Source organism: Enterobacter cloacae complex sp. ECL72, assembly GCF_019056635.1.
Classification (GTDB): Bacteria; Pseudomonadota; Gammaproteobacteria; order Enterobacterales; family Enterobacteriaceae; genus Enterobacter; species Enterobacter hormaechei_C.
In genome coordinates this window covers 4,418,961-4,440,819 of the sequence record NZ_CP077659.1, presented here as the reverse complement: position 1 = coordinate 4,440,819, position 21,859 = coordinate 4,418,961, and the positions used below count along the sequence as shown (strand labels likewise).

General features: G+C 56.8%; 17 protein-coding genes. 9 read left to right on the top strand and 8 right to left on the bottom strand.

The features are described from left to right. Window positions 1-3: 3 nt before the first annotated feature. The 3 genes from selB to KTH07_RS21385 all read right to left on the bottom strand — a co-directional run bounded on the left by selB (window position 4) and on the right by KTH07_RS21385 (window position 3,936). Complete coding sequence (gene selB, locus KTH07_RS21395; protein WP_023304615.1) at window positions 4-1,842, bottom strand: selenocysteine-specific translation elongation factor; 1,839 nt, start codon at window positions 1,840-1,842, stop codon at window positions 4-6. Next, entirely contained in the window at window positions 1,839-3,224 is a 1,386-nt protein-coding gene (selA, locus tag KTH07_RS21390; protein WP_023304616.1) for an L-seryl-tRNA(Sec) selenium transferase, read from the bottom strand. Before selA ends, selB begins: the two co-directional genes overlap by 4 nt. Window positions 3,225-3,327: 103 nt before the next feature. Beyond that, window positions 3,328-3,936 carry a glutathione S-transferase gene (locus tag KTH07_RS21385; protein ID WP_015572763.1) on the bottom strand — a complete coding sequence of 203 codons (609 nt, stop codon included), beginning with the start codon at window positions 3,934-3,936 and terminating at the stop codon, window positions 3,328-3,330. Window positions 3,937-4,372: 436 nt separating this feature from the next. Between KTH07_RS21385 and KTH07_RS21380 the strand changes: the two genes are divergently transcribed. The 4 genes from KTH07_RS21380 to KTH07_RS21365 all read left to right on the top strand — a co-directional run bounded on the left by KTH07_RS21380 (window position 4,373) and on the right by KTH07_RS21365 (window position 8,538). Further along, window positions 4,373-6,280: a PTS mannitol transporter subunit IICBA gene (locus tag KTH07_RS21380; protein ID WP_015572764.1), complete on the top strand. Its 1,908-nt coding sequence runs from the start codon at window positions 4,373-4,375 to the stop codon at window positions 6,278-6,280. A gap of 101 nt (window positions 6,281-6,381) precedes the next feature. After that, the gene (gene mtlD, locus KTH07_RS21375; RefSeq protein WP_023304617.1) at window positions 6,382-7,530 is read left to right on the top strand and encodes a mannitol-1-phosphate 5-dehydrogenase; all 1,149 of its coding nucleotides are present in this window, start codon (window positions 6,382-6,384) and stop codon (window positions 7,528-7,530) included. Further along, window positions 7,527-8,117 carry a mannitol operon repressor MtlR gene (gene mtlR / locus KTH07_RS21370; RefSeq protein WP_023304618.1) on the top strand — a complete coding sequence of 197 codons (591 nt, stop codon included), beginning with the start codon at window positions 7,527-7,529 and terminating at the stop codon, window positions 8,115-8,117. The genes mtlD and mtlR overlap by 4 nt, the downstream gene beginning before the upstream one ends. A 58-nt stretch (window positions 8,118-8,175) precedes the next feature. Further along, window positions 8,176-8,538: a YibL family ribosome-associated protein gene (locus KTH07_RS21365; RefSeq protein WP_015572767.1), complete on the top strand. Its 363-nt coding sequence runs from the start codon at window positions 8,176-8,178 to the stop codon at window positions 8,536-8,538. 32 nt (window positions 8,539-8,570) lie between these two features. On the opposite strand, the gene KTH07_RS21360 is transcribed toward KTH07_RS21365, so the two are convergent. From KTH07_RS21360 to KTH07_RS21345, 4 genes are read right to left on the bottom strand one after another with little or no spacing between them, the layout of a single operon-like run. Beyond that, window positions 8,571-9,665, bottom strand: a complete 1,095-nt coding sequence (locus KTH07_RS21360; RefSeq protein ID WP_063162179.1) for a fimbrial protein — start codon at window positions 9,663-9,665, stop codon at window positions 8,571-8,573. A 9-nt stretch (window positions 9,666-9,674) separates the two neighbouring features. Beyond that, a complete protein-coding gene (locus KTH07_RS21355) occupies window positions 9,675-12,155 on the bottom strand; it encodes a fimbria/pilus outer membrane usher protein (RefSeq protein ID WP_023304620.1) in 2,481 nt (826 codons plus the stop codon). A gap of 4 nt (window positions 12,156-12,159) precedes the next feature. Continuing rightward, complete coding sequence (locus tag KTH07_RS21350) at window positions 12,160-12,834, bottom strand: molecular chaperone (protein WP_023295610.1); 675 nt, start codon at window positions 12,832-12,834, stop codon at window positions 12,160-12,162. A 30-nt stretch (window positions 12,835-12,864) separates the two neighbouring features. Then, entirely contained in the window at window positions 12,865-13,446 is a 582-nt protein-coding gene (locus tag KTH07_RS21345; RefSeq protein ID WP_015572771.1) for a fimbrial protein, read from the bottom strand. A gap of 1,098 nt (window positions 13,447-14,544) precedes the next feature. On the opposite strand from KTH07_RS21345, the gene lldP reads away from it, so the two are divergent. The 5 genes from lldP (at window position 14,545) to trmL (ending at window position 20,194) form a co-directional block, all read left to right on the top strand. Further along, window positions 14,545-16,200 (top strand): L-lactate permease, encoded by a 1,656-nt coding sequence (gene lldP / locus KTH07_RS21340; RefSeq protein ID WP_003860175.1) that lies wholly within the window; start codon window positions 14,545-14,547, stop codon window positions 16,198-16,200. Then, complete coding sequence (gene lldR, locus KTH07_RS21335; protein WP_006808630.1) at window positions 16,197-16,970, top strand: transcriptional regulator LldR; 774 nt, start codon at window positions 16,197-16,199, stop codon at window positions 16,968-16,970. The genes lldP and lldR overlap by 4 nt, the downstream gene beginning before the upstream one ends. Beyond that, window positions 16,967-18,154 (top strand): FMN-dependent L-lactate dehydrogenase LldD, encoded by a 1,188-nt coding sequence (gene lldD, locus KTH07_RS21330; RefSeq protein ID WP_217310848.1) that lies wholly within the window; start codon window positions 16,967-16,969, stop codon window positions 18,152-18,154. The genes lldR and lldD overlap by 4 nt, the downstream gene beginning before the upstream one ends. Before the next feature lie 180 nt (window positions 18,155-18,334). After that, window positions 18,335-19,675 carry an aromatic acid/H+ symport family MFS transporter gene (locus KTH07_RS21325; RefSeq protein WP_023295614.1) on the top strand — a complete coding sequence of 447 codons (1,341 nt, stop codon included), beginning with the start codon at window positions 18,335-18,337 and terminating at the stop codon, window positions 19,673-19,675. Between the two features lie 45 nt (window positions 19,676-19,720). Continuing rightward, window positions 19,721-20,194, top strand: coding sequence for a tRNA (uridine(34)/cytosine(34)/5-carboxymethylaminomethyluridine(34)-2'-O)-methyltransferase TrmL (gene trmL / locus KTH07_RS21320; protein ID WP_032620475.1), 474 nt, complete (start codon window positions 19,721-19,723; stop codon window positions 20,192-20,194). A gap of 38 nt (window positions 20,195-20,232) precedes the next feature. On the opposite strand, the gene ilvC is transcribed toward trmL, so the two are convergent. Continuing rightward, the gene (gene ilvC / locus KTH07_RS21315; protein WP_006808634.1) at window positions 20,233-21,708 is read right to left on the bottom strand and encodes a ketol-acid reductoisomerase; all 1,476 of its coding nucleotides are present in this window, start codon (window positions 21,706-21,708) and stop codon (window positions 20,233-20,235) included. Between the last annotated feature and the right edge of the window lie 151 nt (window positions 21,709-21,859).

Below are 21,859 nucleotides of genomic sequence, written 5' to 3'. Positions count from 1 at the left end.
CGCTTAGGGAAATAACTGCGCGTCGCGTAGCACATGGTCATTGCCACGACGACGCGTAAACCCGATGCGGTTGAAATACTCCAGGATCTGAATCGCCAGTTTGCGTCCTACGTTCAGCCGATCGCGGAAGTCTGCGGCGCAGGTTGATCCGCGCGCCTGATCCAGCTCCCGGATCAGGTTCGCAAATGCCACGATCCGATCGTTGCGGTAATAACGATCTTTCACGATCGCCACAATCATCCCCTGCTGCGCCGCATGGCGCAGTACCTGACGCATCAGCTGCTCATCGGTATGGGTTTCACGCGCCAGATCGCGCACCCACCACGGTTCATCGCCAAACAGCGCCGCCACTTTTTGCCAGACCGCGTCCTGCTCAGCGGTAAAACCGGCCTTGTGCTCCGGCAGGTGCAGCCAGCCGTGATGACTTGCAATCACGCCGCTTTCACGCATGTTTTCAATCAGCAACAGCACCAGCGCGTCGTCTTCCATGGGCAACGCCATGCGCCGCAGACGTTCACGGCCCGGGCCGGGCTCATCCTGATGCTGTTCATGGTAGGTCGCCAGCGTGCTCAGCACTTTGCGCTGCCAGCGCGCCGCCACCGGCGCGTTCAGCAGGCTGTTGCCGGCCTGAATAAAACCTGGCTCCTGCGTCAGAAGACGCAATCCTTCGCTGCTGAGCTGGCGCGCCCAGGCGAACGCCGCCAGATCCACCGCACCACGCTCAAGGTGGATATCTAACGCAGACTTATCATCGCGGGCCTGGGCCAGTGCGGCCAGCCACTGTAAATACTCGGGCTTACGCTTGCCGCGACGGGGCGGATCCAGCATGACCACGCGCGCGCCCGCCAGCGTTTCCCGCGCCGAAATATCGCGCAGAACCAGGCGGTCGTTATCCGCCAGCCAGAGCGGGGAGTCGAACACCAGTTCGGCGAGATCGTTTTCCAGCAGCGACACGCGTCCGGTGATGTGGCTGGCCGCGTGGTGGATATGCAGCGGCTGCCACTGGGTCAGCGGCGTGTGGGTCTGGAGTGAAACGATGATCCGTTCAGAAGGCTCCGGCGGCGCGTCGGCCAGCAGCCAGTCGCCGCGGTTAAGCTGGTCTTTTTCGGCATCACCGGCAATATTCAGGGCGATACGCTGCCCGGCATGGGCCTGTTCCACCGGCTGGTTTTGCGCGTGAAGCCCGCGCACGCGCATCGGTTTGTTCACGCCCGTCAGCCACAGGGTATCGCCCACGTTCACTTCGCCGCTCAGCGCGGTGCCGGTCACCACCAGCCCAGCCCCTTTCACGGTAAACGCCCTGTCTATCGCCAGACGGAAGCGGTGATGGCTGGCATGTTCACGAGACGGGATCTGCTGCAAATGGTCGCGAAGAGCGTCGATACCGCGGCCTTCTGTCGCCACGGTGACAAACAGTGCGGCATCCTTAAAACCGTAATCACTCAGCGCCGCCAGCACCTCTTCACGCACCTCGTCGATACGCGCCTCATCCACACGGTCCGCTTTGGTGAGGGCGACGGTCAACTGCGGGTTTCCCGTCAGCTGGAGGATCGCCAGATGCTCGCGCGTTTGCGCCATCACCCCGTCATCGCACGCGACCACCAGCAGGGCGTGATCGATCCCGCCCACGCCCGCGAGCATATTGGAAAGAAACTTCTCGTGGCCGGGCACGTCGATAAAGCCCAGCACGCGACCGTCGGGCTGCGGCCAGTAGGCGTAACCCAGGTCAATGGTCATGCCGCGCTTTTTCTCTTCCGGCAGGCGATCGGCATTCACGCCCGTAATGGCCTGCAATAACGTGGTTTTGCCGTGGTCAACATGACCGGCGGTGGCAATAATCATTTCAACATCATCTCCAGAAACCGCACTTCATCTTCCAGACAGCGTAAATCCAGCCACATGCGCCCGTCACCGATCCGGCCAATCACCGGCGTCGGTAATGCGCGCCAGCGCGCCGACAGCGCCTCAAGCTGGCTTCCGCGTCCGTCGCGCGGGGTGAACGTCAGCGCTTCGCTCGGTAACCTGTCCACCGGCAGCGAGCCGCTGCCAATTTGCGACAGGCAAGGCTCGATACGAACGTCAAACTCAGGGTAATGAGGAGCAACCTGCGGCAGTAGCGCTTCCGCCTGCGCGCGAATGGAGGCCGCATCACGGCTCAGCAAACGCAACGTGGGCAGGCGGTCAGCCAGTTTCTCCGGGTGGAGATAGAGCCGCAGCGTGGCTTCCAGCGCGGCCAGCGTCATTTTATCGGCACGCAGGGCGCGCTTCAGTGGGTGCTGCTGTAGCTGCGCAATCAGCTCGCGCCTGCCGACGATAATCCCCGCCTGCGGCCCGCCCAGCAATTTATCACCGGAGAAACTGACCAGGCTTACGCCCGCGGCAACCATTTCCTGCACCATGGGCTCTTTCGGCAGACCGTACTGGCGCATATCCACCAGCGACCCGCTGCCGAGATCGGCAATCACCGGCACGTTTAGCTCGCGCCCAATGGCGGCCAGTTCGGCCTCTTCCACCGTTTTGGTGAAACCCTCAATGTGGTAATTGCTGGTATGCACTTTCATCAGCAGGGCGGTGTTTTCATTCACCGCCGCGCGATAATCTTTTGCATGGGTACGGTTGGTTGTGCCCACTTCATGCAGCGTGCAGCCCGCCTGGCGCATGACGTCCGGAATACGAAACGCCCCGCCGATCTCCACCAGCTCGCCGCGAGAGACGACAACCTCTTTTCCGCTCGCGGTGGCCGCCAGCATTAGCAGCACCGCCGCCGCGTTGTTATTCACAATGCAGGCATCTTCCGCGCCGGTGATCTGGCAGAGAAGATCCGCCAGTGCGCGATCGCGATGCCCACGCCCGGCGCCGTCCAGATCGTACTCCAGCGTCACCGGCGAGCGCATGGCTCGGGTGACGGCCTCTGTTGCCTCTTCGGCCTGCTGTGCCCGGCCCAGATTGGTGTGCAGAACCGTGCCTGTCAGGTTAATAACCGGGCGCAACGCGCTTTGCCCGTGCTTGCTCAGCCTGCGTTCAACTTCCTGCTCCCACGCCACGCACCAGCCGGGTAGCGCGTTCTCAGCCTGAATATGGCGACGCGCATCGTCCTGAAGCTGGCGTAGCATGTCGACCGTTGCAGTATGGCCAAACTGCTCCAGCACCGCAGTGATGCGCGGGTCACGAAGCAGACGATCGGTAGCGGGGATCTGGCTGTAGAGGGAATGATGAGTAGTCATGAATGCGCCTGGCGAGTAAATATCTTCCCCCCTCCCGACGGGAGAGGGAGTTAACATGTGGGGGGATTGTACCGCCTCCCGCCAGGAAGTGTTATAACCCGCATCAAGCCTTTGGCGGTTCAGTCCGGGCAAAACTTTCGCGCTGGAAGAGCGTCTCCGCCAGTTTGACCAGCAGCGGACGATCCACGCACCAGCCCGGCGAGACGCGGCGGAAATTGAGGTAGCCAATGGCGCAGGCGATGGCGATCGTCGCCAGATTCAGGCTATCGCTCTGAATTTTCCCGTCGCGGATCAGCTGTTCGCACATATCCAGGCTGCGGCTGATTTTTTCGCGCTGGCGTAGCAGCTCATTTTCTGACTGCTGGGCGGCGGGCCTTGCCTGCTCGCGTACGGACGTTAATGCCGCATCCATAATGCCATCCGCCAGGGCTTCAATTTGCTTCATCGCCAGCGCTGCTTTTGGGTCCGCCGGCAGCATGGCTGGCGCAACGCCAAGCAGCTCGATGTACTCCGCAATGATCGGGGAATCAAACCAGTAGTCGCCCTCGTCCGTTACCAGCGCCGGGACTTTCCCCAGCGGGTTGTACTGCGCAACGCCGTTCTCTGCGTTGTAGGGCTGTTCATTTACGAATTCAAATTCAATCCCTTTCTCCAGCAGGAGAATCGAAATCTTACGCACGAAAGGACTGGTATAACTGCCGATGAGTTTCATTGCTTATCCTTAATGCCCACAAAGAGGTCAGTATGGATCAAGCCGTGGAAAAAGGCAGGTGTGCGTATCGCATTCCTGCCATGAGGGGATACGGGAGAAATCTGCATAAAAATATTTTGTGAATCAAATCACAATCTGGAAACAAACAGCCAACTTAACATTGTGATATAAATCACAAAACACCGTCCACTTTGGCGTAATTTTGAGCGATGTATTTTTTTCACACACTCGTTATGTGATCGCGATCACTTCATTAATGTCCTCACCCCCTACATTCATGTGATTCAGATCACACAAAATTTCGCTGTCTGGACAGTTGAACGATTCAGTGCCAGATTTCACAGCATCAGAACAGGGCCCGGCTACCTCTGCCGCCGCACATTAACGATAAACCTCGGGCCACAAGCCTAAGCGTAAACATAAGAAGGGGTGTTTTATGTCATCCGATTTCAAGATCAAAGTGCAAAGCTTTGGTCGTTTCCTCAGCAACATGGTGATGCCAAATATCGGCGCGTTTATCGCGTGGGGTATTATCACCGCATTATTTATTCCGACAGGGTGGTTGCCTAACGAAACGCTGGCGAAACTTGTTGGCCCAATGATTACCTATCTCCTGCCGCTGCTCATCGGTTATACCGGTGGTCGTCTGGTGGGCGGTGACCGTGGTGGTGTCGTGGGTGCCATCACAACCATGGGTGTTATCGTCGGTGCGGATATGCCGATGTTCCTCGGTGCGATGATCGCCGGTCCTCTGGGCGGCTGGGCAATCAAGAAATTCGACGTCTGGGTTGATGGCAAGATCAAATCCGGCTTCGAAATGCTGGTGAACAACTTCTCTGCGGGCATCATCGGGATGATCCTCGCCATTCTGGCGTTCCTCGGCATTGGCCCGGCGGTTGAAGTGCTGTCCAAGCTGCTGGCGGCGGGCGTTAACTTCATGGTGGCGCACGACATGCTGCCGCTGGCGTCTATCTTTGTTGAACCAGCGAAAATCCTGTTCCTGAACAACGCCATCAACCACGGTATCTTCTCACCGCTGGGTATTCAGCAGTCACACGATCTCGGCAAGTCCATCTTCTTCCTGATTGAAGCGAACCCGGGTCCAGGTATGGGCGTTCTGCTGGCGTACATGTTCTTTGGTCGCGGTAGCGCGAAACAGTCTGCTGGCGGCGCGGCGATCATTCACTTCCTGGGCGGTATTCACGAAATTTACTTCCCGTATGTGCTGATGAACCCACGTCTGATCCTGGCCGTTATCCTTGGCGGTATGACCGGCGTGTTCACCCTGAGCGTACTGGGCGGTGGTCTGGTGTCTCCTGCTTCTCCAGGCTCTATCCTGGCGGTGCTGGCGATGACCCCGAAAGGCGCCTACTTCGCGAACATCGCGGCGATCTGTGCGGCCATGGCGGTCTCCTTCGTGGCCTCCGCTATCCTGCTGAAAACCAGCAAGGTGAAAGAAGACGACGATATCGAAGCGGCAACCCGTCGTATGCATGACATGAAAGCCGAATCCAAAGGCGCAACGCCGCTGGCGGCGGGTGATGTCTCTAACGACCTGAGCCACGTGCGTAAAATCATCGTGGCCTGTGATGCCGGTATGGGCTCCAGCGCAATGGGTGCGGGCGTACTGCGGAAGAAAGTGCAGGATGCGGGTCTGACCAACATCTCCGTCACCAACAGCGCGATTAACAGCCTGCCGCCGGACGTTGACCTGGTGATCACGCACCGCGATCTGACCGAACGCGCTATGCGTCAGGTACCGCAGGCGCAGCACATTTCCCTGACCAACTTCCTCGACAGCGGCCTGTACGCCAGCCTGACCGAACGCCTGGTGGCGGCGCAGCGCCATGAAGATAACGAAGTGAAAGTGCGTACCAGCCTGCAAGACAGCTTCGACGAGAGCAACGCGCATCTGTTCAAACTGGGCGCTGAAAACATCTTCCTTGGCCGCACGGCGACCAATAAAGAAGAGGCCATTCGCTTCGCCGGTGAGCAGCTGGTGAAAGGCGGCTACGTTCAGCCTGAGTACGTTGAGGCGATGCTGGAACGCGAAAAGCTGACCCCAACCTACTTGGGTGAATCCATCGCGGTTCCACACGGTACGGTGGAAGCCAAAGACCGCGTGCTGAAAACCGGCGTGGTGTTCTGTCAGTATCCTGATGGTGTGCGCTTCGGTGAAGAAGAGGACGACATCGCCCGTCTGGTGATTGGTATCGCCGCTCGCAACAACGAGCATATCCAGGTGATTACCAGCCTGACCAACGCGCTGGATGACGAAACGGTTATTGAGCGTCTGGCCAACACCACCAGCGTTGAAGAAGTTCTGGCCCTGCTGAACAAGTAACAGCGCCTCTTCCCTCTCCCCCGGGGAGAGGGCTAGGGTGAGGGGAAAACGTTCCTCACCCCAGCCCTCTCGGGTAAAAAACATTGATGAAGGTTAACACTATGAAAGCATTACATTTTGGCGCAGGTAATATCGGTCGTGGCTTTATCGGTAAACTGCTGGCAGACGCGGGCATTACCCTGACATTCGCCGATGTGAATCAGGTGGTTCTGGATGCCCTGAATGCCCGTCATAGCTATCAGGTTCACGTGGTGGGTGAAAACGAACAGGTTGAAACGGTCTCTGGCGTCAACGCGGTAAGCAGCATTGGCGACGACGTGATTGACCTCATCGCGAGCGTTGATCTGGTCACCACCGCCGTGGGTCCGGTGGTGCTTGAGCGTATCGCCCCGGCGGTTGCGAAAGGCCTGGCGAAGCGTAAAGCACAGGGCGTTGAAACACCGCTGAACATCATCGCCTGTGAAAACATGGTGCGCGGCACCACGCAGCTGAAAGGCCACGTTCTTGCGACCGTCGCAGACGAAGATAAAGCCTGGGTTGAAGCGCACGTAGGTTTTGTGGATTCCGCCGTGGATCGCATCGTTCCGCCTTCAGCATCCGCCACCAACGATCCGCTGGAAGTGACCGTGGAAACCTTCAGCGAGTGGATCGTTGATAAAACCCAGTTTAAGGGTGCGCTGCCGACCATTCCGGGAATGGAATTAACCGATAACCTGATGGCATTTGTCGAACGTAAACTCTTCACGCTGAACACCGGGCATGCTATAACCGCGTACCTCGGAAAATTGGCCGGTCATCAGACGATTCGTGACGCGATCCTCGATGAGAACATCCGTGCGGTGGTCAAAGGGGCAATGGAAGAGAGCGGCGCGGTGCTGATCAAACGCTACGGTTTTGATGCTGATAAACACGCGGCATACATCCAGAAAATCCTCGGTCGTTTTGAAAACCCGTATCTGAAAGATGACGTTGAGCGCGTGGGTCGTCAGCCGCTGCGTAAACTAAGCGCGGGCGACCGCCTGATTAAACCGCTGCTGGGCACGCTGGAATACGGCCTGCCGCACGCTAACCTGGTGAAGGGCATCGCTGCCGCCATGCACTACCGCAGCGAGCAGGACCCGCAGGCGATTGAGCTGGCTCAGCTGATTGATGACAAAGGCGCGCAGGCTGCGCTGGCGCAGATCTCCGGTCTGGATGCCAACAGTGACGTAGTTGCGGAGGCGGTCAGCGCATACAACGCAACCAAATGATGCAGAGTCCGGCGCAGGTTAGCCTGCGCCCGAATAACAGATTGTCAGATATGCAGGCAATAATGGAACAAACCCAGGCCTTTGAAAATCGTGTGCTTGAGCGTCTGAATGCTGGCAAAACCGTACGGAGTTTCCTGATTGCCGCCGTCGAGCTGTTAACCGAGGCGGTGAACATTCTGGTGCTTCAGGTGTTTCGCAAAGACGACTACGCGGTAAAGTATGCTGTAGAACCGTTACTGGACGGAGACGGACCGCTGGGCGATTTATCGGTACGGCTGAAGCTGATTTACGGTCTTGGCGTGCTGAACCGCCAGGAGTATGAAGACGCCGAGCTGTTAATGGCGCTGCGCGAAGAGCTCAATCATGACGGTAATGAGTACACCTTTACCGATGATGAGATACTGGGGCCCTTCGGCGAACTGCACTGCGTATCCGCGCTCCCTCCCGCACCTCAGTTTGATAACAGCGACCCTGATCTGTACGCGATGCAAAAGCTGCGTTATCAACAGGTTGTGCGCTCCACCATGGTGCTTTCCCTGACTGAGCTGATTTCTAGAATCAGCTTAAAAAAAGCGTTTCAGAAGTAAGCCCGCACACATTGGTGTATCCTTCCCTGTAAATTCCCCGTTTTCAGAGTTATTTGTCATGAAAGAAGTCGAAAAGAACGAAATTAAACGCCTGAGCGACCGTCTGGATCTGATCCGCCATCAGATGGCTGGCCTCTCCCTGGTCGATTCCGCCGAGAAATATGCCGAGCTGGAAAAAGAGTCCGTGAAGCTGGAGGCGGAAATTGAACGCCTGCGCGAAGTGAAAGGCCAGAAGCTGAGTAAAGAAGCGCAGAAGCTGATGAACATGCCGCATCGCCGCGCGATCACCAAAAAAGAGCAGGCCGACATGGGCAAGCTGAAGAAAAGCGTCCGTGGCCTGGTAGTGGTGCACCCGATGACTGAGCTTGGTCGCGAAATGGGCCTGAAAGAGATGACGGGTTTTTGTAAGACCGCGTTCTGATCGTCCTCCCCTGCCGCTGCGGCAGGGGAAACTCAGTTGTAAATCAGGTTAAACGTCGCCATCGCATCCGCTTTTCCCGCCGTCACGTTCTCTTCCGTCTGAAGGTAATGCGCATCAAACCAGAAGGTTTGCGTCTGGTTATCCCCCACTTGCCCAAATGCTGACACCTGTGGGGTGTTCCACGGTACCACCTGCCCCTGAACCGAACCGGTATTGTCACAGTAAAGCAGTTCGATCCCGACACCGCTGGCGCTATCCTCCTGCTTCGTCAATGCCAGCGCCCGATCGTTGCCCGGCGTGGTATCGCCAAAGAAACCCATCTTCACCGCCGTGTTATTTTCGCAGGTCACCGGAATGCTGAAGCGTCCGCCTCCGGCGCGGGAGCCTATGCCATGAAATTCACGCTGGCTCACGCTCCCCATGGGAACAAGAATGCTGCGAGAGCCCACTGAACAGCTGGTACGCCTGACGGTGAAGCTGGCGAGATGGATCTGTACCGGTGTCGCCACGTTGGTGGCGCTGGCTTGATTTTCTCCCGCCTGCAATATCAGCGATCCGACATTTTGCTCCTGGGAATTGGCGTTATCGTCAGGCATGGCGCTGGTCGTTGGAATTTTGTAAAACACCACCCAGAACTGCATTTTATACATTGAGGCGCTGGCAAAGGCGGGGTTTTGCGATGCGTCGCAAATGCGCCTGGACTCATTGCCATTCACCTGACTTGTGCCGTCAATATAGCGAACCGCATCGGCGCCGCAGTACTGCTGTTCCCGGAACCCCAGCGCATAGCCGATGCCGTCGATCTGAGTTTTATAGACGTGACGTGACGCACCGTCTTCACCAACCACGGTGCCGACAGGGTTATCCATGTCGACAAAGCCGATACTACGCCAGGCATCATTCCCGCCATCACAGCTGTAGAAATCCGCCCCGGTAGATTGTATCGGCGCAGATATCGGCGTCCAGTCCGCCGTGCCGGGCGCATACCCTATGGCGTAGGGCACCTGAACGACCCACTGATCGCGCGTGGTGCGGCAAGATGAGGTCTGAGCATGGGCATGAAAACTCAGCATGCCAAAAAGCGAAAGAAGGCTCAGATAGAAAAACCAGTGAATAAAACGACGCATGATATTCCTCTAATGGCACTCAACGGATAGCGTGGCGATACCGGGGGCCATATGAGCTTTCCCCAGTCTGAAAGGTGTCTGGCATTGCTGCTGCTCCCCGTCCTGATACCAGCTGACGCGCAGGGTGCCGCGCTCTGGTACCCCGCTCAGGTAGGCCTGACCGCCGTCAGCGACCATGCTTCGGTTTGCAGAATGGCGGTTCTGCTCCACCACTTCAGCCTGCGCGCCAAACGGCAACGGTTCGCCGTGGTAGCGCAGGGAAAACAGAACGCGATAACCAATGTGGGTTTTGTAATTGGCCAGCACCACCGCGCCGCTGGTGGGAATGAGCGTCAGACCGCTCTGCTCAACGTCGACGTTCTCACCCAGCGTCGCCGTATCAAGGCTGACGGTATTTTTGCGATACGCCGAGAGCGTTGGCATGACCGCATAGCCGCGGCTGTCGGTATGGATCCCGTTGTAGCCCTCCGGCTCAACGTTCGCCGCGCCGGGCACGCGTAGCAGGGCGACGGTATCGCCCAGCGGCTGGCTAAGCGTGACGCCATACTGCGTGGCGATAACGCCTCCGGCGAGTCCGAGGCTCGCGTTGCTACCGCTTCGGCTGTGGTCATAACCGAGGCTGACGTTGCCGTAGCCACCGTTGTATTGCAGCGCCAGGCTGGTACTGTCGGCTTGTCCCTCGCTGGCCTTACTCTGCTGAACGCTGTAATTAAGGTTGCGATTCGCCAGCGCACTGCCGTTGAGTGACACCTGCTGAGTGGTCATCCCACGATTGTTGTGGTTGATGAAGTAACTGACCGAGCTGTCCGGTAACCAGTGACCAAGCGGAACATTGACGTTAAACGACACGGTACGATCGGGATGCTGCTCAAGCGCTGAGTCGGTGTAGTCATACCCCGCGCCCCAGGAAATGCCTCGCCAGCTGGTGTACCAGCCAATGTGGATGGTTTTATCCTGCCCGGACGTATGCCAGTAATCCTGCATCCATGCCGAGACGCTGAGGCTGCCGAACTGACCCAGCGTCTGTGAGAAGGTGACCTGCGAGCGGCTACGGCGATTATTGAGTTGCAGCTGTTGGCTGTCAGACTGATTCAGTTCACTAAATTCATAGTAATTGCGCGAGGCATAGCGATAACTCGCCAGGTTGAAGGCGGTGCCGGTAGCGCTGAAATCTTTCTGATACTGAATGCGCCACGCCTGCCCCATCGCGCTTTTGCCATTGGGTAAACGGCTTTTTGCCAGCGTATCGTCAATGCCCAGCGAGCCAAATGCGCCAAACCCTCTGCCTACGCCAATTGCACCGGCCTGATAGTTGCTCGCCGTACGAAAGCCGCCATACACCGTCATCCTGGAGAGCAGACCGTAGAAGAAAGCGCCTTCAACAAACTCAGGTGAACGCGCATCGCCGGAGCCGGAGTGAAATCGTCCGGCGTTGAGGCTGTATTTCAGGCTGCCCAGGCGTCTCATAAACGGCACCGCAGAATAGGGTTGGGTAAAGACGCGCGTTGAGCCGTCACTTTCCGTGACCGTCACCTGTAGATCGCCACTTTGTGCGCCGGGGAACAGATCGTTAATGATAAATGGCCCGGCGGCCACCCAGGTTTCATAGATCACATAGCCATTTTGCGAAACGGAGACTTTAGCGAAGCTGTGTGCGACGCCGCGGATGGTTGGTGCGAAGCCGCGCTGGCTGTCGGGCAACATGCTTTCGCTTGATGTAAGCTGTACCCCGCGAAACGCCACGCTATCGAAGACGTCGCCTGCGGTCCAGGCATCGCCGATCCGTAGCTGGCTGTTAAGACGGCGAATATCCCGGGTCAGCCAGCTACTTTGCGACTGAAAATGGTCGCCGCCCGCGTCGCTGTGGCTCCAGGCGGAGGTGTTGCGCAACCGCCACGCCCCCAGATTGATACCGTTACGCAGGCTCAGATAGCTGGATGTCGTGACGCCACGCTGATGATGTGCCTGGCCGCCCGACAGACTGTAATCAGTAAAGGCCGCCGGGATACCATCGTCCCACTGCGACTGCGGCACGTAGCCACGGCTGCGGTGTTTCATCGCCGCCTGCGGCAGGCTGAGAAAGAGACGCTGCTGGTTGAAATCATAGGAGGTTCGCGCTGCCGGAATGAAATCCGCGAGGTGCGTGAACGTTTCTCCCTCCCGCAACCGTGAGAATGCAGGAATGGCCCTGACATTCACCCCAAGCGCTTCCAGCAGCGATACGCTTAAAACGGGTTGCAGGCTGCCTTTCTCATTGACGAAGGTGATCTCCTGATGCCGCTCCTCGCGTCCGTTAATCTCCAGCGTCACGAGCCAGGTGCCTGGCATCTGCCCGCCCTTTTCAGAGAAATAGTGCAGATCCGCCGTTTTCTGTTCGGTAGAGGAAAGCTCCAGCGCGGCGGGATCAAAGTAATCCTCGGCCATCCCCGCGCGGCTGAAGCTAAGCAGCAACACCGAAAGCGGCGCGTAACGAAACAGGCGAAAAGACATGGTCTTAAAGAGGCTGGGTGTGGGTGGCGGTGATGGCACCAAAATCATTAATAGCCGACCAGCTTACGCCCCCGGAGGCGGACACAGGCCATTCGCGGATTTCCCCTGGACCGATCATGCCCGGCTGCTCAATTTTATGCCCGCCAACGGACAGTCGATAAAAAGAGACGTAGTATGGCGTCGGGTTGGCGGCCTTAAGCCCTTTTCCCGTCCGCGAAAACGTTATTTTCTGCCAGGCAGTGGCAGCGTCCCCTTTCAGATTGTCCGGGCGGTAGAAAATTTTAAATTTCGATTTAACGTTAACTTGTAATTCGTTGCTGCTCTCTTTTGGCTTTGGCGCAATCGCTTTAATATCGAGCCAGAATACAGATTCACGATCTGTGGGCAGCGGAGCGCCGGTATATTGAATACGCAGCGTGTTGGTCTGCTCCGGATCAAGTCTGAACAGAGGTGGTGTGACAATAAATGGCGCAGCGTTATTTTTATCCTGCCCATCACCTTCAACCCACGACTGAATAAGATAGGGAACCGCACTTTCCATATTAGAAACAGAAAATGCCACCTCCTTGCTGTGTTGTGGGTATACGATCCGTGTTCCCCCCATTACAACGCCAGCGGAAACTGACGCAGAACTAACCATTAATGCAGTGAGCATAATATACGATAAACGTTTCATCATTATTATCTCTGGAGGTGGCTGAGAGTGAAATCAGTTATAAACCATCAGGAAGTTGGAAACGGCATTGACGTCGCCCGCGTTAATTTCCGAACCGTCTTTGTCGAGAGAGGCATAAAACGTTAATTCAGCATTGCCTTCAGCATCCGGTGCGGTTGTTTCAGATACCGTACCCGGTTTAATCGCGGTGCTGCGATCGCTGTTATAAAGCTTCACGCCGACGCCCGTCGCCATACCTTCGCCTGGCGTAACCTGTAGCAGTGTGTCATTCACCGTATCTTTGGTTCCGTCAAACAGTACCGCAACCGATTCAACCGTCTCCGGGCAGTTCTCTACGTTGATTTTGAACTCACGCGGCGTCGTTTCGCTGTGATCGTCGAAGTAGCTTTTCGCCCACGCGCCGAGGTCTACCGTTTTGCTTTTTGACGCAGGGGTAATATCACAGGAAATAAGGGTGATTTTCCCGGTAAAGTTGATCACGCCGCCTGTGCTCTGCGAGCCAGCGCCTGTATCCAGGGAAGCATTAACACCAGAATCACTGCTTGCCAGTACTGATTGAGAAGATAACAGCAGCCCCGCCGCGGCAATCGCCAGCGCCACATTTTTGATTTTCATTTGGAACACTTTCCCCTCTGTAAATTAAACAGATATAGACTTGTTGTACCAGGTACAATAACCGCTATAAGGATTTAAAAACGCCACCAAAAGGGTTTTAGCAGAATGGGTGACGCGACCTTATAGAATAAAGCAGGGTCCATCCCATGGTGATAATCCGTATATTTTCAGAAGGCCATACACAGATATCCTGCAACTGAGGAAATGACTTCTGGCCGAAAATAACACTGAATACGTTGTGGTTAGTAATAAATTTAATGTCTTCTGTAACGTTGCTTCTGAATAAATAGTAAATCATATGCCTTTTAACGTCTACGTATTGAAAAGCAGTACGCCGCGTCTGTAAACACTCTGGAATTAACACTCAGCTAACAAATTTAACCCCTTTCGATTGCCCTGATAATTATTAATTTGCTTTTAATACCGTAACTAAATTACAAGAGAGCCAACTGATCATTGTTTGATCAATTTATTTCAGAATATTATTAGCCAAAAAATGTCACTTCAGCAAAAAATTCTTGCCCTTTATCCTGAAAAATCACGGTTAAACAGGATATTTCTTTATCGATCAGCAATTGATCGTTTGTAATACACTGTTAAAATCTATATGTGAAATTTACCTTAATTAAAATTTTTTGCTACAGCTTAGATTTCGCATTTTTAACCAAAAAAAATTTTATTTATAGGAAATAAATCACTCTGCTCACATATATACAGCTTTTCAAAAACACAAATAAAGCAAACAAACCTCATTCAATTCACGTAATATTATCACCTCCCCATTTTATTCAACATCTTTTACGCGTCGTATCTGCTCAAAAACGAATGTAATGCTCTCCACCTGACTACCGCTCCCATCGCACACGGTAAGTTAATTTTGCGGGTTTGGTCCTACCAATCATGTGCAAAGCTATCCATCGTTCACAGTTTTGATGCTCCACTTCACAAAACCATTGCCGAATAGCAACACTTGGTTAACCATTTATTGCCATTAACCCTACATCACAATATTGGACGGACCACTTTTACACTAAGTGTGACGCTGAGATGAGCAGAGACTCACCCGACGAACACCTGTGTGGTCCTCAGGAGACCTGCATGAGCCTCTGGCAACAAAACTACGATCCGGCCGGGAATATCTGGCTGTCGAGCCTGATCGCATCGCTACCGATCCTGTTCTTCTTCTTTGCGCTAATTAAGCTCAAGCTGAAGGGCTACCTTGCCGCAACGTACACCGTTGCCATCGCCCTGCTGGTGGCGCTGTTCTTCTATAAAATGCCGGTCGATCGCGCGCTGGCCTCCGTGGTGTATGGTTTCTTCTACGGCCTGTGGCCGATTGCGTGGATCATCATCGCCGCCGTCTTTGTCTACAAAATCTCGGTCAAAACCGGGCAGTTCGACATTATTCGCTCGTCGATTCTCTCTATTACACCGGACCAGCGTTTACAGATGCTGATTGTCGGTTTCTCCTTCGGGGCGTTCCTTGAAGGGGCGGCAGGATTTGGCGCGCCGGTGGCGATCACCGCCGCTCTGCTGGTCGGGCTGGGCTTTAACCCGCTGTATGCCGCTGGCCTGTGCCTGATTGTGAACACCGCCCCGGTGGCGTTTGGCGCGATGGGCATTCCGATTCTGGTGGCGGGCCAGGTGACCGGGCTGGACAGCTTCGAGATCGGCCAGATGGTGGGTCGCCAGCTGCCGTTCCTGACCATTATCGTGCTGTTCTGGATCATGGCGATTATGGACGGCTGGCGCGGCGTGAAGGAGACCTGGCCTGCGGTGATGGTAGCGGGCGGTTCGTTCGCCATTGCCCAGTATCTCAGCTCCAACTTCCTCGGCCCGGAACTGCCGGACATCATCTCTTCCCTGGTGTCGCTGGTCTGCCTGACGCTGTTCCTGAAACGCTGGCAGCCGGTACGTATCTTCCGCTTTGCTGACATGGGCGCATCGCACGTGGATCAGACGCTGGCGCGCACCGGCTATACCGCCGGACAGATTGTGCGCGCATGGTCACCGTTCCTGTTCCTGACCGCCACCGTGACGCTGTGGAGCATTCCGCCTTTTAAAGCCCTGTTCGCCCCGGGCGGCGCGCTGTACGACATGGTGATTAATATCTCCGTGCCGTTCCTCGACAAAATGGTCGCCCGTATGCCGCCGGTGGTGCACGACGCCACGCCATATGCGGCAGTGTTTAAGTTCGACTGGTTCTCAGCCACCGGCACGGCCATCCTGTTTGCCGCTATCCTTTCCGTAGTGTGGCTGCGCATGAAGCCTGCCGCCGCGGTGCAGACCTTTGCGGCGACGATTAAAGAGCTGATGCTGCCGATTTACTCCATCGGCATGGTGCTGGCGTTCGCGTTTATTTCGAACTACTCCGGCCTGTCGTCGACGCTGGCGTTAGCGCTGGCGCATACCGGCCACGCGTTTACCTTCTTCTCGCCGTTCCTCGGCTGGCTGGGGGTGTTCCTGACTGGTTCAGATACGTCATCTAACGCCCTGTTTGCCGCCCTACAGGCCACGGCTGCGCAGCAGATTGGCGTCTCGGACGTGCTGCTGGTCGCCGCGAACACCACCGGCGGCGTGACCGGGAAGATGATCTCGCCGCAGTCCATCGCCATTGCCTGTGCCGCGGTGGGGCTGGTAGGCAAAGAGTCGGATCTGTTCCGCTTTACCGTTAAACACAGCCTGATATTTACCTGCATGGTGGGCGTGATCACCACATTGCAGGCCTATGTCTTAACCTGGATGATTCCATGATAGTGATGCCCAGACGCCTGTCCGACGAGATTGCCACTCGCGTACGGGCGCTGATAGAAGAACAACAGCTGGAAGCGGGCATGAGATTGCCCGCCGAGCGTCAGCTTGCCGCTCAGCTTGGCGTGTCGCGCAACTCACTGCGCGAGGCGCTGGCGACGCTGGTTAGTGAAGGGGTGCTGCTGAGCCGTCGCGGCGGCGGCACCTTCGTGCGCTGGCAGCATGACGACTGGTCCGAACAAAACATCGTGCAGCCGCTGAAGACGCTGATGGAAAACGACCCGGACTACAGCTTCGACATCCTCGAAGCGCGTCACGCCATCGAAACCAGTACAGCGTGGCACGCGGCGATGCGGGCAACCGACGCCGACAAAGAGAAGCTCAAAGCCTGTTTTGAGGCCACGCAAAGCAGCGACCCGGACATCGCCTCCCAGGCGGACGTGCGGTTCCATCTGGCGATTGCCGAGGCCTCGCACAACGTGGTGCTGCTGCAAACCATGCGCGGGTTCTTCGACCTGCTGCAATCCTCCGTGAAGCAGAGCCGCCAGCGCATGTATCTGGTCCCGCCGGTGTTTGCTCAGCTGACCGAACAGCACGAGGCGGTGCTCAACGCCATTCTGGCCGGTGATGCCGAGGCCGCGCGCAAGGCGATGATGGCGCATCTCGGCTTCGTGCATACCACCATTAAACGATTCGATGAAGATCAGGCCAGACAGGCGCGTATTACCCGTCTGCCTGGCGAGAGTGATATTTCCAGGGAGAACAAAGCATGATTATTTCAGCAGCCAGTGATTATCGCGCCGCGGCGCAGCGCATTTGGCCCCCGTTCCTGTTCCACTACATTGACGGCGGGGCGTATGCCGAATACACCCTGCGCCGCAACGTGGAAGACCTGTCGGAGGTGGCCCTGCGCCAGCGCGTGCTGAAGAATATGTCTGACCTGAGCCTTGAGACGAAGCTGTTTAACGAAACGCTCTCCATGCCGGTAGCGCTCGCACCTGTCGGTTTATGCGGCATGTATGCCCGTCGCGGTGAAGTGCAGGCCGCCGCCGCCGCAGATGCCAAAGGCATTCCGTTTACCCTTTCCACCGTGTCCGTCTGCCCGATTGAAGAAGTCGCCCCAACTATCAAGCGCCCGATGTGGTTCCAGCTGTACGTCCTGCGCGATCGCGGTTTTATGCGCAACGCACTGGAGCGCGCCAAAGCGGCGGGCTGCTCAACGCTGGTCTTTACCGTCGACATGCCGACCCCCGGCGCGCGCTACCGCGACGCCCACTCCGGCATGAGCGGCCCTAACGCGGCCCTGCGCCGTTACTGGCAGGCGGTGACGCACCCGCAGTGGGCGTGGGATGTGGGCGTGAACGGCCGTCCGCACGATCTGGGCAATATTTCGGCCTACCTGGGTAAACCGACCGGGCTGGAGGATTACATCGGCTGGCTGGCGAACAATTTCGATCCGTCGATCTCATGGAAAGACCTGGAGTGGATCCGCGAATTCTGGGACGGCCCGATGGTGATCAAAGGGATCCTCGACCCGGAAGATGCCCGCGACGCGGTACGTTTTGGCGCCGATGGGATCGTGGTCTCTAACCATGGTGGCCGCCAGCTTGACGGGGTGCTCTCCTCCGCCCGCGCCCTGCCGGCCATTGCCGATGCGGTGAAAGGCGATATTGCGATCCTGGCCGACAGCGGCATCCGTAACGGGCTGGACGTGGTGCGCATGATCGCCCTGGGCGCGGACAGCGTGCTGCTGGGCCGTGCTTACCTGTACGCGCTGGCCACCAGCGGCCAGGCGGGCGTGGCGAATCTGCTGAACCTGATCGAGAAAGAGATGAAGGTGGCGATGACGCTGACCGGTGCGAAAACAATCGGTGAAATCAGCAAAGACTCTCTGGTGCAGGAGCTCAGTAAGCTGCCTGCGGCGCTGGCCCCTCTTTCTCAGGGAAACGCGGCCTGATCTCCCCCGGTTAGCCTTCCCTTCTTCCGCGCCCGACTTCCCCCTCGGGCGCTTTTTTTGTTGAAAATAACACCTGCGTAACATTCTGGATAAGAAAATTTGACACACCCCGCCTCTCCGCAATTGTATAGACAAGCAAATACAAGAACACAAAAACAACATCACATCGGAGGGGAACGTATGGCGTATTCAGGTAAGGTGGATATTCAGCAGGTGATCGATGAAAGTCCTTTTTCAGGGTTTCACTGGCTTCTTATTGTGCTGGGCTTTCTGGTGCTGGCGATTGATGGGTTTGATACCGCAGCGATGGGTTACATTGCGCCTACGCTGTCGACAGAGTGGGGAATACATAAACAGGATCTGGGGCCGGTGCTGAGTGCGGCGCTGCTGGGGCTGTCGCTGGGAGCCCTGATTGCAGGTCCGGTATCGGACCGGATGGGACGCAAGCGCGTACTGGTCTTTTCATGCCTGTTCTTCGGCCTGGCGAGCCTGGGCACGGCCTGGGCGCAAAGTCTGAATACCCTGACGCTGTGGCGCTTTCTGACGGGCCTGGGCCTCGGCGCTGCCATGCCTAACGCCATCACGCTGATCTCCGAGTTTGCCCCCCAGCGCTGCCGCGCCATGGTAATTAACACCATGTACTGCGGCTTTCCGCTGGGTGCGGCGGGCGGCGGGGCGATCTCGTCCTGGCTTATCCCTCACCACGGCTGGCGAAGCGTGCTGTTGACCGGCGCGATTGCGCCGCTGATTTTAACGGTGCTGCTGGCGCTGCTGTTGCCGGAGTCGGTGAAGTTTCTGGTGCAGCGCGGGAAAGACGTCGCCCAGGTTCGCCGCATCGCCAGCCGGTTCGCCCGCAGCACGCTGGATAGCGTCACGGGCTTTTTCCTCGCGGAGGAGAAAGTCGCGTCGAAAAAAGGCAGCGTGTCGCAGCTGTTTTCCATGCCCTGGCTGCCCGGCACCCTGATGCTGTGGGTCACCTATTTTATGGGGCTGGTGATTTATTACGTCCTGCTGAGCTGGATGCCAACGCTGATGCAGGGGATGGGATATGCGCTGACGGAATCCGCCTGGCTTACCTCGCTGTTCACCTTCGGCGGCACCGCTGGCATTTTGCTCGCGGGCTGGATGATGGATCGCTGGGAAGCGCACAAGGTGGTCGCGTGTGGTTTCGTGCTGACGATGGGCCTGATTCTTTTACTCGGCATTGAGCATAACCATATCGCCCTGTTTGGCGGGTTAATTTTCCTGATGGGGATCGCGATGAACGGCGCGCAGTCGGGCATGCAGACCCTGGCCGCCACCTTTTACCCTACCGAGTGCCGAGCGACGGGTATCGCCTGGATGCAGGGGATCGGCCGCTTCGGCGGCGTGGCGGGCACCATGACCAGCGCCCAGCTTCTTTCCATGCAGTGGCAGGCGGACAGTATTTTAATGATCCTCAGCGTACCTGCTCTCGTGGCTGCGGCGGCAACCGTCTACAAAATGCTGTATAGCCGCGCGCAGGAGCCGGGCGTCGCCTAGTCCCTCTCTTTTCTGCTATTCTGCCCCCGCAATTAAGGGGGCAGCATGCTTAACATCGTCTTATTCGAACCAGAAATTCCGCCGAACACCGGCAATATTATCCGCCTGTGCGCCAACACCGGTTTTCGTCTGCACATTATTGAGCCGATGGGCTTTACGTGGGACGACAAACGTCTGCGCCGCGCGGGGCTGGACTACCATGAGTTTACCGCCGTCGTTCGTCATCACGATTACGCCGCGTTTCTGGGATCCGAAAAACCACAGCGCATGTTCGCCCTGACCACCAAAGGTACGCCAGCGCACAGCGCCTTAAGCTATCAGGACGGGGATTATCTGATGTTTGGTCCGGAAACCCGCGGCCTGCCGGCCACCATTCTGGATGCCCTGCCCGCTGAGCAGAAAATTCGTATTCCGATGATGCCGGACAGCCGCAGCATGAACCTGTCGAATGCGGTGTCGGTGGTGGTGTATGAGGCGTGGCGCCAGCTGGGTTATCCCGGCGCGATATTGCGTAGCTAAAACAGTTCGGGTGGCTTACGCCACCCGATTCGTCGTGTTTAGCCTGCTACCGCGATACGTTTCATATCGGTCATGTAGCCACGCAGTTTCTGGCCCACTTTCTCGATTTCGTGGCTGCGAATCGCTTCGTTGACGTCACGCAGCTGCGCGTTATCAACCGCTCCTTCCGCAATCGCCTGGCCCAGATCGCCCGCTTGCAGGGTGGTCATGAACTCTTTCAGCAGCGGTACGCAGGCGTAAGAGAACAGGTAGTTACCGTACTCGGCAGTATCGGAGATCACCACGTTCATCTCATACAGACGTTTACGGGCGATGGTGTTTGCGATCAGCGGCAGCTCGTGCAGCGATTCGTAGTACGCAGATTCTTCAATGATGCCCGAATCCACCATGGTTTCGAACGCCAGCTCAACGCCCGCTTTCACCATCGCGATCATCAGGACGCCTTTATCGAAGTACTCCTGCTCGGTGATCTTGCCGTCATACTGTGGTGCGGTTTCGAACGCGGTTTTACCGGTCTCTTCGCGCCAGGTCAGCAGTTTCTTATCGTCATTCGCCCAGTCCGCCATCATGCCGGAAGAGAACTCGCCGGAGATAATGTCGTCCATATGTTTCTGGAACAGCGGCGCCATGATGGTTTTCAGCTGTTCAGAGAGTGCGAACGCGCGCAGTTTTGCCGGGTTGGACAGTCGGTCCATCATCAGCGTAATGCCGCCCTGCTTCAGCGCTTCGGTGATGGTTTCCCAGCCGAACTGAATCAGTTTTTCCGCGTATGCCGGATCGGTGCCTTCTTCCACCAGCTTGTCGAAGCACAGCAGAGAGCCGGCCTGGAGCATGCCGCACAGGATGGTCTGCTCGCCCATCAGGTCAGATTTCACTTCCGCAACGAAGGAAGATTCCAGCACGCCCGCACGATGGCCGCCAGTGGCCGCAGCCCAGGCTTTGGCAATCGCCATGCCTTCGCCTTTCGGATCGTTTTCCGGGTGAACGGCGATCAGCGTCGGTACGCCGAAGCCACGTTTGTACTCTTCGCGCACTTCGGTGCCCGGGCACTTCGGTGCCACCATCACCACGGTGATGTCTTTACGGATCTGCTCGCCCACTTCAACGATGTTGAAGCCGTGGGAGTAACCCAGCGCGGCGCCGTCTTTCATCAGCGGCTGTACGGAACGCACAACGTCAGAGTGCTGCTTGTCCGGCGTCAGGTTAACCACCAGATCCGCCTGCGGGATCAGCTCTTCGTAGGTGCCCACTTTGAAGCCGTTTTCGGTCGCTTTACGCCAGGAAGCACGCTTTTCGGCAATCGCTTCTTTACGCAGGGCGTAGGAGATATCCAGCCCGGAGTCACGCATGTTCAGGCCCTGGTTCAGACCCTGTGCGCCACAGCCGACAATGACCACTTTTTTACCCTGAAGGTAGCTCGCGCCATCAGCAAATTCATCGCGCGCCATGAAGCGGCATTTGCCCAGCTGCGCCAGCTGCTGGCGCAAGTTCAGTGTATTAAAGTAGTTAGCCATGGGTGATACCTCGTGATGTTGTGTGTCTTATTGTTCGGTTCGCGTTTCAGCGAGAATGTACCCACATTACAACAGGAAATTTATTGCGGAAATTGATATATTCACAACGTCACATTGCAATTTATGCAATGTAAAAAGAGGGAGTGGAATC

Bases quoted from the DNA above. Each gene is read 5' to 3' on its own strand.
- lldP (WP_003860175.1), top strand. From the start codon at position 14,545: ATGAGCCTCTGGCAACAAAACTACGATCCGGCCGGGAATATCTGGCTG.
- KTH07_RS21360 (WP_063162179.1), bottom strand. From the start codon at position 9,665: ATGCGTCGTTTTATTCACTGGTTTTTCTATCTGAGCCTTCTTTCGCTT.
- KTH07_RS21350 (WP_023295610.1), bottom strand. From the start codon at position 12,834: ATGATGAAACGTTTATCGTATATTATGCTCACTGCATTAATGGTTAGT.
- selA (WP_023304616.1), bottom strand. From the start codon at position 3,224: ATGACTACTCATCATTCCCTCTACAGCCAGATCCCCGCTACCGATCGT.
- lldR (WP_006808630.1), top strand. From the start codon at position 16,197: ATGATAGTGATGCCCAGACGCCTGTCCGACGAGATTGCCACTCGCGTA.
- trmL (WP_032620475.1), top strand. From the start codon at position 19,721: ATGCTTAACATCGTCTTATTCGAACCAGAAATTCCGCCGAACACCGGC.
- ilvC (WP_006808634.1), bottom strand. From the start codon at position 21,708: ATGGCTAACTACTTTAATACACTGAACTTGCGCCAGCAGCTGGCGCAG.
- KTH07_RS21355 (WP_023304620.1), bottom strand. From the start codon at position 12,155: ATGTCTTTTCGCCTGTTTCGTTACGCGCCGCTTTCGGTGTTGCTGCTT.
- KTH07_RS21380 (WP_015572764.1), top strand. From the start codon at position 4,373: ATGTCATCCGATTTCAAGATCAAAGTGCAAAGCTTTGGTCGTTTCCTC.
- KTH07_RS21385 (WP_015572763.1), bottom strand. From the start codon at position 3,936: ATGAAACTCATCGGCAGTTATACCAGTCCTTTCGTGCGTAAGATTTCG.
- mtlR (WP_023304618.1), top strand. From the start codon at position 7,527: ATGATGCAGAGTCCGGCGCAGGTTAGCCTGCGCCCGAATAACAGATTG.
- KTH07_RS21345 (WP_015572771.1), bottom strand. From the start codon at position 13,446: ATGAAAATCAAAAATGTGGCGCTGGCGATTGCCGCGGCGGGGCTGCTG.
- selB (WP_023304615.1), bottom strand. From the start codon at position 1,842: ATGATTATTGCCACCGCCGGTCATGTTGACCACGGCAAAACCACGTTA.
- KTH07_RS21325 (WP_023295614.1), top strand. From the start codon at position 18,335: ATGGCGTATTCAGGTAAGGTGGATATTCAGCAGGTGATCGATGAAAGT.
- mtlD (WP_023304617.1), top strand. From the start codon at position 6,382: ATGAAAGCATTACATTTTGGCGCAGGTAATATCGGTCGTGGCTTTATC.
- lldD (WP_217310848.1), top strand. From the start codon at position 16,967: ATGATTATTTCAGCAGCCAGTGATTATCGCGCCGCGGCGCAGCGCATT.
- KTH07_RS21365 (WP_015572767.1), top strand. From the start codon at position 8,176: ATGAAAGAAGTCGAAAAGAACGAAATTAAACGCCTGAGCGACCGTCTG.